The following is a 14,807-nucleotide window of genomic DNA, read 5'->3' on the forward strand; positions in this document are numbered from 1 at the left end:
TCCCCCCTGCGGATAACGCCGCTCGGGGGTTTGAAGCCTCCGCGGGATGGGGAGTGGACGTGGTCGCGCATTTGGTTGTCTCACGGCCGGGGGGCCCTGAGTTCGTTGTGCTGTCGGCGTCCGGCATGAGCATGGGCCGGGCACCCGACAACGACGTGATCATCGCGGACGAGAGCGTCTCGCGCCTGCACGCGATCCTGGAGGCCCGCTCCGGCGGGTGGTCGATCCGGGACCTCGGCTCGCGCAACGGCACCTTCGTCAACGGGGAGCGGATCCTGGGCGAACGCGCGTTGCGCGATCGCGACGAGATCCGCGTCGGTGGGGCGCGGCTGGCGTTCCGGCCGGACCCGGAGGCCGAGCGGTACGCCGAGACGCTCGCCGCCGACCCGCCGCCGGAGCTGACGCGCCGCGAACGCGACGTGCTGCTCGCGCTCTTCCAGCCGGCCGGCACGGCCGACGTCTTCATGGAGCCGGCGTCGACCCGGCGCATCGCCGAGGTGCTCTTCGTCAGCGAGGCGGCGGTGAAGCAGCACCTGCTCAAGCTGTACGAGAAGTTCGGCATCCGCGCCGGCGGCGACCGCCGGCGCGTGCAGCTCGCCAACGAGGCATTGCGCCGCGGCGCGGTGTCCTTCAGTGAGGTGCGCGACATTATGCGCTGACACCTTTTCCGGCGGAGCCATTTCCCGGTAATGCATAACCGCCGGAAAAGCACTGATCGGCCGTTCGAGCGTTACCGGCCGGTACGTCGAACACCGCGAAACACCAGGTCAGGGGCCCTTCGGGGCCCCTTTTCCGTTTTGCTGCAGGTCATTTCCACCCCCCTGACCATGCGGTCAGATCGGCCTTACCCGACGGTGCGGAACCGCTGTCGCTCGCGGCCATTACCGCTGCGGGTCCCGCAGCGAAGGATTCGACTGCCGAGGAAATGTGCTCGGCACTGTTCGAGGGGGGTCGAACGTTTGATGAATCGACGCAGAACCGCGCCGGGACGGGTCCTGGTCGTCGCGTTCCTCGCCGCCACCGGCCTGGTTGCCTACGCCGCACCCGGTCTCGCCGCCGAGGCCGGGCCCACGCCACCGCTGACCGCCGTCGCGGCCACACCGGCGGAACCGGCTCAGCCGGCCGCGCGGACCGGGGACGACCCGGACGACGAGCCGTCGGGGGGCGGCTGGCGCGGGACCCGTGAGGACGAGGACAGCGACGGCGACTCCCGTGAGGAGGAGTACGACTCCGCCGGGTCGTCCGACGCCGACGAGCGGTACGTCGTCGACGGGGAGAAGAAGTCGAGCAAGGCCAAGAGCACGAGGATCACGACCAAGAAGAAGAAGGACAGCAAGAAGTCCGCCAAGGCCAAGCAGGCGGCGAAGAAGAAGGCCGCCAAGAAGGCCGCCGCCAAGAAGGCGAAGCAGAAGGCCGCCGCCAAGAAGAAGCGCGAGCAGGCGCTCAAGGCCGCGCGGGCCGCGCAGCAGCGCGAGCAGCAGCGCCGGGCTCGGGCCGACGACGGCGACTCGGGCGGGTCGATCGACTCGATGCGGCAGGCGATCCTCGACCTGACCAACCGCGCGCGGGCCTCCGCCGGTTGCGGGCGGCTGCGGTACAGCACGCAGCTCGAGCGGTCCGCCCAGGCCCACGCCAACGACATGGCCAAGCACAACTACATGTCGCACACCTCGCGCAGCGGGAAGAACTCCGACCAGCGCATCCGGGCGACGGGCTTCAACGGCGACAAGACCGGGGAGAACCTCGCGAACGGGTTCTCCTCCCCCGAGTCCGTCTTCAAGGCGTGGATGAACTCACCCAGCCACCGACGGAACATCCTCGACTGCAAGTTCAAGATCCTGGGCGTGGGCTACGTCGGCTCCGGCGGCTACTGGGTCCAGCACTTCGGGGGCTGACCCCACCACGGATCACCACTCTGGATCACCACTCTGTTGCGTCCGGCCAACGGGGGCCTAGGGCCCACCGTTGGCCGGACGTAGCGGTCAGGACGAGAAGGAGCGACGGTCGCGGGCGGCCGGGAGGCGGACACCGCGCCAGCGGGCCGCGAGTTCGGACAGGTCGGCGGTCTCGGCGTTCGGGTCGGGTGTCACTGCTCGGCGGGCGCCGGTCCTCCCCTCCAGGCCGGCGCCCGCCGAGAGAGCGCGTACCGCAGCGGGCCGCGGTACGACGACCAGGTCCGCGGCGCTGCGGCGCGCCGCGGAGAGAACATCGGTGAGACCGATCGCGAACGACAACGCACCGCCGGGGCGGTGGGCCGGGTCCTTCGCCAGCGCCGCGTCGAGCAGACGCACGAGGCCGTCCGGCGACGACGGGGCCACGGGCGGGAGATCCCGCGCGATTCGCAGGTAGAGACCCGCCAGGGTCTCGTCCGGCGCGGCGACGAACGGCGGGACGCCCGCGACCAGGAAGAAGATCGTGGCCGCCAGTGAGTACACGTCAGAAAGCGCTGTCGCCGGGGATCCGTCGAGCACCTCGGGCGCGCAGTACGGCACCGACCCGACGACGCGGACCGGCTCGACCGGTGCATCACCCTCGCCGTCGTCCGTGTTCGACAGCGCGTCCGGAAGCGCGTCCGGCAGCGCATCGGCCAGCGCCGAACCGAAGTCGGCGAGCAACGGTGCTCCCGTGTCGGAGAGCAGGACGTTCTGCGGTTTGACGTCGCGATGCAGCACTCCGCGGCGGTGGGCGGACTCGAGCGCACCGGCGAGCTGGATGCCCATCCGCGCCGCCTGGTGCCACGGCAGCGGGCCGTAGCGCAGGATGTGATCGTGCAGCGTGCCGCGCAGCGCGTAGTCCAGGACGAGATAGGGACGACCGTCGTCCAGCGTCCCGGTCGCGTGCACCGCCAGCACGTGCGGATGCCCGGAAAGCCTTCCCAGCGCGACGGATTCGTGTACGAACCGGCGCGATCCCGCGGCCCGCTCGGCGGCGCTCGGACCCACGTCGACGGTGGAGACCTTCACCGCGACGTCGCGGTCCAGCGCCTCCTGACGCGCGCGGTAGACGACCGCGAACGCGCCGCGCCCGATCACGGTGAAGTCGCGCAGTCCAGGGATGCCCGGAACCTCAGGAAGGTTCGGCACCGCGCCGTCCAACGCCACTGTTCCACCTCGTGATCGGATACGTCCGACTTGCTCGACGAGGCGGATACTGACACGGTTCGACGCCCCCTACCCTGGTCTGACCGGGTAGCAAACTCGTGTCGTCACGCAGTTCACCCGAGTGGCCCAATGTGACGTCACAGCGGCACGATTCCCGTCCAGCACCGCGACCGGACCGGTCCGGACATTCCCGGAGATGTCGCCTGGTCGCAGGGCCGAACGCGACCACGGGCGCCCTCGCCCACACGGCCCAACGGCACCGATCGGCCCAACGCCGGTCAAAGGAGAAAGTGCTATCGCGTCGCGTAGAACGCGACCGCCGCGGCCGCTGCGACGTTGAGGGAGTCGATGCCGCCGGCCATGGGGATCGTCACCTCGACCGCCGCCGCGGCGATCGTCGAGGCCCGCAGACCGTCGCCCTCGGAGCCCAGGACGAGGGCCACCGCGGCGGGACGCCGCGCGACGAACTCGTCAAGAGGGACGGCCCGCTCCCCCAGGGTCAGCGCGGCCGTGACGAACCCGGCGTCGTGGAGCAGGGCGATGTCCTCGGGCCACCGCTCCAGTCGGGTCCACGGCACGGTGAAGCAGGCGCCCATCGAGGTGCGGATCGCACGGCGGTACAGCGGATCGGCACAGCTCGGCGTGACCAGCACCGCGTCGACCCCGAAGGCGGCGGCACTGCGCATCGCCGCCCCGACGTTCGTGTGGTCGGTGATGTCCTCCAGCACGGCGACCCGACGCGCGCCGGCCAGCACCTCGGCGATGGTCGGGAGCGGGCGGCGGTCCATGGCCGCGAGCAGGCCCCGATGGACGTGATACCCCGTCAGACGTTCGAGCACATCGGGCCCGGCGACGAAGACCGGTGCGCCGGCCGCGGCGACCCGTGCGGCCAACGCCGCCGCCGGCTCTACCCGGTTGGGCGCCAGCAGCAGCGATCGCGGTGTGAACCCGGCGTCGAGGGCCCGCTCGAGCACCGTGGCGCCCTCCGCGATGAAGACGCCCGCGGCGGGCTCACGTCGGACCCGGTGCCCGACGTCGGTGAGTCGGGCGTAGTCGGCGAGGCGCGGGTCCGTCGGGTCGCCGACCTCGACCGGGATCACGACGGGGGCAGGGTGTCGCCCAGCGCGACGACCGCACCGACGACCACGATCGCCGGCGGCCGGATGCCGTGCTCCGCGACAGCGGCAGCGATCCCGCTCAGCGGCGCACGCACGGTGCGCTGAGCGCTGGTGGTGCCCTCCTGGATCACCGCGGCCGGGGTGCCGGGGTCGCGGCCGTGCTGCACGAGAGCGGCCGCGATCGCGCCGAGCTTGTCGATGCCCATGAGGATGACGAGCGTTCCGCGCATGCGCCCGAGGGCGGCCCAGTCGGTCAGGGAGTCCGCGTGGTCGGGGCCGATGTGGCCGGAGATCACGGTGAACTCGTGGGCGACCCCGCGGTGCGTGACCGGGATGCCGGCGACCGCGGGCACGGAGATCGAACTGGTGATGCCGGGCACGACGGTGCAGGGGATCCCGGCCTCCGCGCAGGCCTGGACCTCCTCGAAGCCACGGCCGAAGACGTAGTTGTCGCCGCCCTTGAGGCGGACGACGAACTTGCCGGCCTTCGCGTGCTCGACGAGGGCGTCGTTGATCGCCTCCTGCGCCATCTGGCGGCCGTAGGGGATCTTCGAGGCGTCGATCACCTCCACGTGCGGCCCGAGCTCGGCGAGCAGAGCCGCCGGCGCGAGCCGGTCGGCCACGACGACGTCGGCCTGAGCCAGCAGCTGCCGGCCCCGGACCGTGATCAGGTCCGGATCACCGGGCCCGGCACCGACGAGGGCGACCCCGGCCACGCGCTCGCGAACCCCGGTCGTGTCGACGGAACCGTCGCGGAGGGCGTTCAGGACGTTGTCGCGCACCGCTGCGGCGCGGCGCGGATTGCGGCCGGCCAGCACCGCGAGGGTGAGGCCCTCGTAGCGACCGGAGGCGGCGGTCCACGCGGTGGCGGCGGTCGCGTCGTCCGCCCGGACGCAGAAGATGCGCCGCGCCTCCGCGTCGGTCGCGACGGCGGCATTGACGGTCGGATCCGCGGTGAGGGCGAGCGCGTACCAGGCCCCGTCGAGATCTGACGGCTCGTAAGGCCGACGCTCCCAGCGCAGGCGGCCGTGGTCGGCGAGGGCGTCGATCGCCGGCGTCGCCTCGGGCGAGACCACGACGACGTCGGCGTGCGCGTCGAGGAGGGCGGGCACCCGGCGGGCAGCGACCTGGCCGCCGCCGACGACCACGACGCGGCGGCCGGACAGGCGCAGGCCGACCGGATAGGGCAGGGACTCGTCGGTCACTTCTCGGTCACCCCGGCGGAGTCGAAGGTCGCGACCTCAGCGAGCGCCCGCGCCGCGGACTGCACCAGCGGCAGCGCGAGCAGCGCCCCGGTGCCCTCCCCCAGCCGCAGGTCGAGCGCGACCAGCGGCCGCAGGCCGAGCGCGTCGAGTGCGACGGCGTGACCCGGTTCGGCGGAACGGTGGCCCGCGAGCCACGCGACCGACGCGTCCGGATGCAGTGCCGCAGCCACCAGCGCGGCGGCACCGGCGATGACACCGTCGAGGATCACCGGCACGCGCAGCGCCGACGCCGCGAGCAGGAACCCGGCGAGAGCGGCGTGCTCGAGCCCACCGACGGCGGCGAGCACGGCCACGGGGTCGGCCGGGTCCGGGCGGTGCCGCTCCAGCGCCGTGCGGACGATCTCGACCTTGTGCGCGTGCATCGCGTCGTCGATCCCGGTGCCCCGGCCGGTGACCACTGCCGGGTCGACGCCGGTGAACGCCGCGATCAACGCGGCGGAGGCGGTGGTGTTGGCGATGCCCATGTCGCCGGTGATCAGGCAGCGGTTGCCGGCCGCCACCAGGTCGCGCGCGACCTCGATGCCGATCTCGACGGCCGCGACCGCCTCCGCGCGGGTCATGGCCTGACCCTGCGTCAGATCAGCGGTACCCGGACGAACCTTGCGTGGCAGCAGGCCCGGCACGGTCGGCAGCTCCGCGGCGACACCGACGTCCACGACGGCGACCTCGGCCCCCACCTGCGCCGCGAAGGCGTTGACGACCGCCCCGCCGGCGAGGAAGTTGGCGACCATCTGCGCCGTGACCTCCTGCGGCCACGGCGTGACGCCCTGGGCGTGCACGCCGTGGTCGGCGGCGAACACCGCGACGGCCGCCGGCTCCGGCAACGGGGGCGGGCACTCCCCCGCCAGGCCCGCGAGCTGGACCGAGACGTCCTCCAGGACGCCGAGTGCGCCCTGCGGCTTGGTCATCCGGTCCTGGCGGTCCCGGGCCGCGTCGACCGCGGCGCCGTGCGGCGGCGCGAGTTGCGCCAGCGTCTGCGCCAGCAGGTCCATCGGTTCCTCCCCGGGTAGGCCTCGCCGGCCGAATTCTTCCGAATGGACCGCCCAGCCCAGCGGGCGGCGGTGCGCCCAGCCCGCCGCGGCCAGTTCGGGCTCGTCCGCGAAGGCGTCCACGTGCCCCAGGCAGAGGTACGCGACGAGCTCCAGGTGGGCGGGCAGGCGCAGCTCGGCGGCGAGCGCCGCCGCGTCGAAGAAGCTGACCCAGCCCACCCCCAGGCCCTCGGCTCGCGCGGCCAGCCAGAGGTTCTGCACGGCCCCCGCGACCGAGTGCGCCGCGGTCTGCGGCTGGCTGTGGCGGCCGAGGGTGTGGCGGCCGCCCCGCGTCGGGTCGCAGGTGACGACGATCCCGACCGGCGCCTCGCGGATCGCCTCCACGCGGAGCTTCGCGAAGGCGCGGGCGCGCGCGGTCGGCAGCGAGGCCGCGTAGGCGTCCCGGGCCGCCGTCGCCAACGCGTGCAGCCGTTCGCGCGTCTGCGGCGAGCGGATCACGAGGAAGTCCCAGGGCTGGGAGAACCCGACGCTCGGTGCCGCGTGGGCCGCCGCCAACACGCGCGTCAGCACCTCGTCGGCGACCGGGTCCGGCCGGAAGCCGGTGCGGACGTCCCGGCGTGCGGCGATGACGTCGTAGACCGCCGCCCGCGCCGCCGCCCCGAACCCGGGGTCCGCGTCCGCGCTCATCCGCGACGACCGAGGTCGGCCCAGGCGGTGACGAGGGCGTCGGTGGTGGCGGCGTCGCGGACCGCGATGCGCAGCCAGTCCGGCCCGAGGCCGGGGAAGGAGTCGCCCCGGCGCACGGCGAAGCCGGCGGCACGGAGGCCGGCGCGGACGGTCTCGCCGTCCGGCACCGCGACGAGGACGAACGGCCCCCGCGGGTCGCCGACCACCCGCAGGCCCAGGCTCCGCAGGCGGCGCTGCAGGTAGCCGCGGTCGACTGCGACCTCCCGCGCGGCGCCGGCCGCCTCCAGGAGCGCGGCGGGCGTGCTGGTGACCTCGGCGGCGACCAGCGCCGGTGCGCTCACCGACCAGTGCGGCTGGACGCGCGCGAACGCGGAGACGAGGTCCGGCGGCGCCAGGCAGTAGCCGATGCGCAGGCCGGCCAGGCCCCAGGTCTTCGTCAGGCTGCGGAGCACGACGAGCCCGGGCAGAGCGGCGGTGGCGAGGGTCTCGGTCTCCCCCGGGATCGCGTCCATGAACGCCTCGTCGACGACGAGCACCCGCCCGGGCCGGGCCAGCGTCGCGAGGGTGGCGGCGGGGTGCAGCACCGAGGTCGGGTTCGTCGGGTTGCCAACGACCACGAGGTCCGCGTCCGGCGGGACCGCCGCGGGGTCGAGGGTGAAGTCGTTCTCGGAGCGCAGCAGCACCCGCTCCACCGGGTGCCCGGCGGCGCGGAGCGCGGCCTCGGGCTCGGTGAACTGCGGGTGCACCACGACCGCGCGGCGCGGGGTCAGGGCCCGGGCGATCAGCGTGAACGCCTCGGCCGCACCCGCGGTGAGCAGCACCTCGGCGGGCGACCGTCCGTGCCGGGCCGCGACCGCCTTCCGCGCCGCGTCGGGCTTGGGGTAGGCGGCGAGGTCGGCGAGGGACTCCGCGAGCCGGGTCCGCAGCCACTCCGGCGGGGTCCCGGGCCGGACGTTGACGGCCAGGTCCACCAGGCCCGGAGCGAGCTCGTCGTCGCCGTGGTGGTGGAGGTCGAACTCGCTCACGGCCGGGCGAGCCGCCGCGGGTCGACACGGCGCGCGGCCTCGACGATGCGCCGGGCCAGCCGCGGCCGGCCCGCCCAGTGCAGGTGCAGGTAGGAGGCGTGCACGTTGCCGGTCGTGTGGCCCTCGGCGACGCCGGACCCACCCGTGGACGGGCGAACGGTCCAGGCCGGCCGGGTCCCGTCGGCGCCCGCGGCCGGCTCGCACACGGTGCGGTGGAACTCGTGCCCGCGGAGGCGCGTACCCGCCCGGCACAGCACCGAGTCGGCCGCGGCGACGGCCTCCCGGTAGCCGAGCGTCAGGCGGGGCGTCATCACCGCGGAGACGTCGAGCACGCCGCACATGGGGACCGCGTCGAGCTCACGCGCGAGGTAGAGCAGCCCGGCGCACTCGGCGACGACGACACCGCCGGAGGCCGCGAGGTCGGCCACGTCCTTGCGCAGCCGCTCGTTCTCCGACAGCGCGGCCGCGTGGATCTCGGGGAACCCGCCCCCGACGACGAACGCGGTCGTGCCGGTCGGCAGCGACTCGTCGCGCAGCGGATCGATCGTGACGACGTCGGCGCCGGCGGCGACGAGCAGCTCGACGTGCTCGGCGTAGCTGAAGGTGAACGCCGGCCCGCCGGCGATCGCGATGCGCGGGCGGCGGCCGAGCCGGCCACGGGGCGTCGGGCCGAGCGCGAGGTGCGGATCCCACGGTGTCGCGGACATCCGGGGCGCGGTCGCGGCCATCGCGCAGATCGCTTCGAGGTCACAGGTGCGGGCGACGAGGTCGCCCATCGCCGCGACGGCGTCGACGGCCTCCGTGGCGCGCTCGGCCACCGGGACCAGCCCGAGGTGCCGGGACGGCGTCGAGACCTTGTCCTCGCGGCGGATCGCCCCCAGAACCGGGACACCGAGCCCGGCGAGCGCGTCCCGCAGGATCTGCTCGTGCCGGTCGGAGCCGACGCGGTTGAGCACGACCCCACCGATGCGGACGGCCGGGTCGAACGTCGCGAAGCCGTGGACCAGCGCGGCCACCGAACGGGCCTGCGCGGCGGCGTCGACGACGAGCAGGACGGGAGCGTCCAGCAGACGGGCGACGTGCGCGGTCGAGGCGAAGTCCTCGATCCCGTCCGCCCCGCCGGTCACGCCGTCGAACAGGCCCATGACGCCCTCGACGACGGCGATGTCGGCGTCCGCGGCTCCGTGCAGGAACAGCGGCGCGATCACCTCCGGCGAGGTCATCCAGGCGTCGAGGTTGCGCGCGGGGCGGCCCGCGGCCAGGGCGTGGTAGCCGGGATCGATGTAGTCCGGGCCGACCTTGTGCGGCGAGACGCGCAGACCCCGCGCCCGCAGCGCGGCGATCAGGCCGGTCGCGACCGTGGTCTTGCCGTGTCCGCTGGCGGGAGCCGCGACGACCAGGCGCGGCGGACCGCCGGGGACCGGAAGACGAGGGCTCACGCCTCGACGGTAAGGCCCCGCCCTCGTCCAGCCAATGCCGGGTGGGACGCGCGGTTCAGGACGCCTGGGCCGAGACCACGCTGGTCGGCTCGGCGTCGACCGGGGAGGCGAACCAGATCGTGCGCTTGGTCCACAGACCCGGGCCGAGGCGCTGGCCGGAGCAGACGACGATCGCGATCTGGGGCTTGCCCTTCTTCGCGAAGTACGGCTTGTAGACGCCGGCCGCGACCTCACGCCGGTCGGTGACCTCGTAGCAGAGGTACCCCTTCGGCCCGTGGACGCGGATCTGGTCGCCCTCCCGCAGGCCGTCCAGGAGCTTGTTCCCGAGCGCGCTGCCGTCGGGGTAGGTGTGGGCGTTCAGCAGGGCGTTGCCGCGGGAGTCGCCGGGCCGGATGCCCTGCCCCAGGTCGAAGGCCATGGCCATCTTCCCGCCGCCGGTGAGCGGCGGGGTGCCGGGAACGCCGTTCGCGTCGCGCGGCAGCGCCATCACGTTGATGTTCTTGCCGACCTTGGGGATCGTGACCCCGGTCGGGACGAACCGGCCGTCCGCGGTGCTGCACTTCGGCTTCGGGGTGGGGGTGGGCGCGGCCGCGACCGTCTGGGTTCCGCCGTCGTCGCGGGTGACGACGACGCCCACGACCAGCCCCACTGCGGCCAGCAACGCGACCGGCAGCGCAAAGCGCCTCACCGGCTTCGATCCGTCCACGACTGCCCCGCCCCCTGCGGTCGTTCTGTGGTGTACGTCGAGACCGTAACCCGAAACTTCCCCGCGTGCAGCCGCCGGTCCGCAGGATCGGCCGAACGTCTCATGTCCGGCTCACCACTCGATCCCGCGCTGCCCCTTTTGCCCGGCGTCCATGGGGTGCTTGATCTTGGTCATCTCGGTGACGAGGTCCGCGGCCTCGAGCAACGCCGGCGGGGCGTACCGGCCGGTGATGACGACGTGCTGGTGCCCGGGCCGGTTCGCCAGGGTCTCGACGACGTCGTCGACGTCCACCCAGCCCCAGTGCATCGGGTAGGTGAACTCGTCGAGGACGTAGAGGGTGTGGGTCTCGGCCGCGATGCGGCGCCGAATCTCGGCCCAGCCCTCGGCAGCGTCGGCGGCGTGGTCCTCCTCGGACCCGGCCTTGCGCGTCCAGGACCAGCCCACGCCCATCTTGTGCCACTCGACCGGTCCGCCCTCGCCGGTCTGCTCGTGCAGCCGGCCGAGCGCGCGGAAGGCCTCCTCCTCGCCGACCTTCCACTTCGCGCTCTTGACGAACTGGAAGACCCCGATCGACCAGCCCTGGTTCCAGCCGCGCAGCGCGAGACCGAAGGCGGCGGTCGACTTCCCCTTCATCTCGCCGGTGTGGACGATCACCAGCGGCCGGTTCCGGCGCTGACGGGTCGTCAGACCGTCGGCGGGGACGGTGGTCGGTACTCCTTGCGGCATCAGGCGGCCCTCCGGACGGAGCGGACGGCGCCGGCGAGCCCACCGCCGCCCTCGAGCTCGTGCAGCCGCAGCAGCGGCGCGTTCAGCAGCGTCGCGATCCCCCCGGCCAGGCCGAGCCGGACCGGGCCGTCCTCGCAGTCGACGACGACCGCCGCGACCCCGTCCGCCGCCAGGGCGGCCGCGGCGCGGTGGGCGTGGGTGAGCGGGTCGCCCGGAGTCCCCGGGGCGGCGGTGGCGCGCCCGTCGGTGACCAGGACCAGCAGCGGGCGCCGGGCCGGGTCCCGCAGGCGCTCGACGGCGAGGACGTGCCGCGCCTCGGCGAGCCCGGCCGCGAGCGGGGTGCGCCCGCCGGTGGGCAGGTTCCGCAGCCGGGCGGCCCCGGCCTCGACCGAGGAGGTCGGCGGCAGGTCCAGCGTCGCGTCGGACCCACGGAACGTCACCAGCCCGACCTTGTCGCGGCGCTGGTAGGCGTCGAGGAGCAGCGAGAGGACGGCCGCCTTCACCGCGCCCATGCGCGTGCGGGCGCCCATCGAGCCGGACGCGTCGACGCAGAACAGGACCAGGTTGCCCTCGCGGCCCTCGCGCACGGCCTCGCGCAGGTCGCCGGGGCGCAGCCGCAGCCCCTGGCCGGGTTCACGGCCCCGCTCACGCTGGAACGGCGCGGCCGCGCGCAGGGTCGCGGTCGCGTGCAGGGCACCGAGGCGGCCGACCGGCCGGCGTGCGCCGGAGGTGTGACCCGACGGCGTCTCGGCCCGGGATCGCCGGCCCGGCGTCCCCGCCCCGACGCCGGGGACGGTCAGCAGCTTCGCGCGGTACGTCGCCTCGGGCGGCGTCACCTGCTCGGGCACGACCCCGCCGCCGGCGCCCGCGGGGGGCGCTGCTTCAGCGGGATCGGTCGTCATGGCGCCCGATTCCGCTGACGTCCGGGGGCTCCCCCCACCGCCACCGCCGTCGGGACCGCCGTCCGGGTCGGGGTCCGGCTCCGGCGGCGGACCGGACTCCTCCAGTGCCTTGTCGAGCTGGGCCTCGTCGAGGCCGGGCGCGTCGAACGGGTCCCGGCGGCGCCGGTGCGGGAGGGCGAGGCGGGCGGCGGCGCGGACGTCGTCCGCGGTCACCTGGGCCCGGCCCTGCCAGGCGGCGTGGGCGCGGGCGGCGCGGGCGATGACGAGGTCGGCGCGCATGCCGTCGACCTCGAACTCCGCGCAGACGCCGGCGATGCGCTCGAGCTCGGCGTCGGGCAGCGACACGTGCGGCAGGAGCTCGCGCGCGGAGGCGATGCACTCGGCGAACTCGGCGTCCGCGGGGGCCCAGACGGCGGCGAAGCGGTCGGGGTCGGCCTCGTACTGCATCCCGCGGCGGACGATCTCGGCGCGGACGGCGGGCTCGCGGCTGGCGGCGACGTGGACGGTGAGCCCGAACCGGTCGAGCAGCTGCGGCCGCAGTTCCCCCTCCTCGGGGTTCATCGTCCCGACCAGCAGGAACCGGGCTGCGTGCGAGACCGAGACGCCCTCCCGCTCGACGTAGCAGCGGCCCATCGCCGCCGCGTCGAGGAGGACGTCGACGAGGTGGTCGTGGAGCAGGTTGACCTCGTCCACGTAGAGCACGCCGCGGTGCGCGGCGGCGAGCAGCCCGGGCTCGAAGCTGCGCACGCCCTCGGTGAGCGCACGCTCGAGGTCCAGCGAGCCGACGACCCGGTCCTCGGCCGCGCCGACGGGCAGCTCGACCAGCCGCGCGCGGCGGCGGTCGGTGGCCACCTCGGCCGGGTGCGGACCGTCCGGACAGTCCGGGTCCGGCGCGGCCGGGTCGCAGGCGAAGCGGCAGGTCGCGACGACGTCCTGCTCGGGCAGCAGCGCCGCGAGGGCACGCACGACCGTGGACTTCGCGGTCCCCTTCTCGCCGCGGACCAGCACCCCACCGATCTGGGGCGCGACCGCGTTGAGAGCGAGCGCGAGCTTGAGGTCGTCCATCCCGACGACGGCGGAGAACGGATATCCGGCTGGCACCGGGCGAGCCTATTCACACCGTCCGGACGGGTCCGCCCCGGCGCGTCCGACCCGCGTCTTCCATCCCCATCAGTCACATTAACCACATGCGTTACAGCTCTGACCGTTCCACCCCGGCCCGCCTGACCGCGGCCCGCCTGACCGCTGCACTCCTGGCCGGCGGCCTCGTGCTCGCCACCGCCGGAGCGGCCGGTGCGGCCGCCGGACCCGTGACCGCCCCCGCCGCGTGCCGGGGAGCGGCGGGCGACACCCTCGCCGGGGACATCAACGGCGACGGGTTCGGCGACCTCGTCGTCACCGAGTACGGCCGGACGCGCCTGCAGGGCGGCATCCACGTGTTCTACGGGACCGCGAAGGGGCTGACCGCCGAGGCGACCGGAACCGCGCCCGACGACGAGTTCCTCACCCAGGACTCCCCCGGCGTCCCGGACAAGAGCGAGGACTCCGACGAGTGGGGCGCCGCGCTCGCGGTCGCGGACTTCAACGGCGACCGGTGCGCCGACGTCGCCGTCGGGGCGCCCGGGGAGAACGGCACGACCGGGGCCGTCACGATCCTCTACGGCTCGCCGACCGGCCTGATCACCGCGAAGGGCAAGCCGCGGCCGCTGCACCTGAGCCAGAACAGCCCCGGCATCCCCGACTCGGCCGAACCCAACGACCGTTTCGGGGCCACGCTGGCCGCCGGTGACTTCGACGGGGACGGGATCGCCGACCTCGCCGTCGGCGCCCCGGGCGAGACGCAGGGCAAGGCGTTCGGCGCCGGATACGTCACCGTCCTGTTCGGCGCGACCGGCGGACTGAACGCCGGCCGCAAGCCCGCCGACCTGCGGCCCGGACGCGGGGTCGTCGGCGGCAAGGCCGAGGACAGCGACGCGTTCGGCGCGGCGCTCGCGGCGGGTGACGTCACCGGCGACGGCATCGACGAGCTGATCGTCGGCGTCCCCGGCGAGGACGGCCGCGGCGCCGTCGCGCTCCTGCGCGGGACCCGGGACGGGTTCACCGCCCCGGCCGCGACCTTCGACCGGGGCACGGCGGGGGCCGGCAAGCCGACCTTCGGCGACGCCTTCGGGGCCGCCCTCACCACCGGGGACTTCAACGGCGACGGCCGGGCGGACGTCGCGATCGGCATGCCCGGCGCGGACCGTAGCCGCGGGGCCGTCGCGGTGCTCCACGCCGCCCCCGACGGACTGTCGGCGCCGCAGCTGTGGCGCCAGGGCGACGACACGGTTTCCGGGGCCGCCCAGGACGGCGACCGCTTCGGCGCGGTCCTCGCGGCCGGCCGCCTCGCCGAGGGCAAGTACGACGGTCTCGCGATCGGGGCGCCCGGCGACGCGGTCGGGACCCCCGGCGGGACGGTCGCGAACGCCGGCTCCGTGACCGTGCTGCTCGGCTCGGCGCAGGGCCTGCGCGCGAAGGGGGCGGTACTCGTCAGCCAGGCGACACCGGGCGTCGGCGGCGATCCCACGACCGGCGACCGCTTCGGCGCCGCGCTGCTCGTGCGGCGGCTGACCGGCAGCGGGCCGGCCCGCCTGGTCGTCGGCGTCCCGGCCGAGGGCGCCGCCGGCACCCCGAACCACCGGTCCGGCGCGTTCACCGTCCTCGGCGCGGGCGCGGCCCGTCCCACCGGGGCCGGGTCCGAGTTCTGGGACCTCAACCGCCCCGGGACCGCGGGCGACCCCGCCCGCGGCGTCTTCCTCGGCTACGCCCTCGGCTGACCCCCCCGACCTCCGCGGGATGACGTCCCGCAG

General features: G+C 74.7%; 12 protein-coding genes. 3 read left to right on the top strand and 9 right to left on the bottom strand.

Annotation, left to right across the window (positions count from 1 at the left end; all coding sequences use genetic code 11):
- The first annotated feature begins 107 nt into the window (after nucleotides 1-107).
- Both ABD401_RS14025 and ABD401_RS14030 read left to right on the top strand, forming a co-directional pair.
- A complete protein-coding gene (locus ABD401_RS14025; protein ID WP_344605720.1) occupies nucleotides 108-659 on the top strand; it encodes an FHA domain-containing protein in 552 nt (183 codons plus the stop codon).
- A gap of 303 nt (nucleotides 660-962) precedes the next feature.
- Nucleotides 963-1,895: a CAP domain-containing protein gene (locus ABD401_RS14030; RefSeq protein ID WP_344605722.1), complete on the top strand. Its 933-nt coding sequence runs from the start codon at nucleotides 963-965 to the stop codon at nucleotides 1,893-1,895.
- A gap of 87 nt (nucleotides 1,896-1,982) precedes the next feature.
- Here ABD401_RS14030 and ABD401_RS14035 read toward each other — a convergent pair whose 3' ends face one another.
- The 9 genes from ABD401_RS14035 to ABD401_RS14075 all read right to left on the bottom strand — a co-directional run bounded on the left by ABD401_RS14035 (nucleotide 1,983) and on the right by ABD401_RS14075 (nucleotide 13,023).
- Nucleotides 1,983-3,101, bottom strand: coding sequence for a serine/threonine-protein kinase (locus ABD401_RS14035; RefSeq protein ID WP_344605724.1), 1,119 nt, complete (start codon nucleotides 3,099-3,101; stop codon nucleotides 1,983-1,985).
- 293 nt (nucleotides 3,102-3,394) lie between these two features.
- On the bottom strand, nucleotides 3,395-4,198 hold the full coding sequence (locus ABD401_RS14040; RefSeq protein ID WP_344605788.1) for a TrmH family RNA methyltransferase: 804 nt from the start codon (nucleotides 4,196-4,198) through the stop codon (nucleotides 3,395-3,397).
- Entirely contained in the window at nucleotides 4,198-5,424 is a 1,227-nt protein-coding gene (cobA, locus tag ABD401_RS14045) for a uroporphyrinogen-III C-methyltransferase (protein ID WP_344605726.1), read from the bottom strand. Before cobA ends, ABD401_RS14040 begins: the two co-directional genes overlap by 1 nt.
- Entirely contained in the window at nucleotides 5,421-7,160 is a 1,740-nt protein-coding gene (gene cobT, locus ABD401_RS14050) for a nicotinate-nucleotide--dimethylbenzimidazole phosphoribosyltransferase (RefSeq protein WP_425566147.1), read from the bottom strand. Before cobT ends, cobA begins: the two co-directional genes overlap by 4 nt.
- Nucleotides 7,157-8,185 (bottom strand): Rv2231c family histidinol phosphate aminotransferase CobC, encoded by a 1,029-nt coding sequence (gene cobC, locus ABD401_RS14055; protein ID WP_344605728.1) that lies wholly within the window; start codon nucleotides 8,183-8,185, stop codon nucleotides 7,157-7,159. The genes cobT and cobC overlap by 4 nt, the downstream gene beginning before the upstream one ends.
- Nucleotides 8,182-9,624 (bottom strand): cobyrinic acid a,c-diamide synthase CobB, encoded by a 1,443-nt coding sequence (locus ABD401_RS14060; protein WP_344605730.1) that lies wholly within the window; start codon nucleotides 9,622-9,624, stop codon nucleotides 8,182-8,184. The genes cobC and ABD401_RS14060 overlap by 4 nt, the downstream gene beginning before the upstream one ends.
- Before the next feature lie 55 nt (nucleotides 9,625-9,679).
- Nucleotides 9,680-10,312: a class F sortase gene (locus ABD401_RS14065; RefSeq protein WP_344605732.1), complete on the bottom strand. Its 633-nt coding sequence runs from the start codon at nucleotides 10,310-10,312 to the stop codon at nucleotides 9,680-9,682.
- A 129-nt stretch (nucleotides 10,313-10,441) separates the two neighbouring features.
- A complete protein-coding gene (cobO, locus tag ABD401_RS14070) occupies nucleotides 10,442-11,056 on the bottom strand; it encodes a cob(I)yrinic acid a,c-diamide adenosyltransferase (protein ID WP_344605734.1) in 615 nt (204 codons plus the stop codon).
- Nucleotides 11,056-13,023, bottom strand: a complete 1,968-nt coding sequence (locus ABD401_RS14075; protein WP_344605790.1) for a magnesium chelatase subunit D family protein — start codon at nucleotides 13,021-13,023, stop codon at nucleotides 11,056-11,058. The genes cobO and ABD401_RS14075 overlap by 1 nt, the downstream gene beginning before the upstream one ends.
- A gap of 122 nt (nucleotides 13,024-13,145) precedes the next feature.
- On the opposite strand from ABD401_RS14075, the gene ABD401_RS14080 reads away from it, so the two are divergent.
- Entirely contained in the window at nucleotides 13,146-14,774 is a 1,629-nt protein-coding gene (locus ABD401_RS14080; RefSeq protein ID WP_344605736.1) for an FG-GAP-like repeat-containing protein, read from the top strand.
- Nucleotides 14,775-14,807: the final 33 nt, after the last annotated feature.

The sequence above is a fragment of the Sporichthya brevicatena genome (assembly GCF_039525035.1).
GTDB classification, from domain to species: Bacteria; Actinomycetota; Actinomycetes; order Sporichthyales; family Sporichthyaceae; genus Sporichthya; species Sporichthya brevicatena.

Coding starts and splice junctions, on each gene's coding strand:
- ABD401_RS14030 (WP_344605722.1), top strand. CDS start 963: ATGAATCGACGCAGAACCGCGCCGGGACGGGTCCTGGTCGTCGCGTTC.
- cobT (WP_425566147.1), bottom strand. CDS start 7,160: ATGAGCGCGGACGCGGACCCCGGGTTCGGGGCGGCGGCGCGGGCGGCG.
- cobO (WP_344605734.1), bottom strand. CDS start 11,056: ATGCCGCAAGGAGTACCGACCACCGTCCCCGCCGACGGTCTGACGACC.
- ABD401_RS14075 (WP_344605790.1), bottom strand. CDS start 13,023: ATGGACGACCTCAAGCTCGCGCTCGCTCTCAACGCGGTCGCGCCCCAG.
- ABD401_RS14080 (WP_344605736.1), top strand. CDS start 13,146: ATGCGTTACAGCTCTGACCGTTCCACCCCGGCCCGCCTGACCGCGGCC.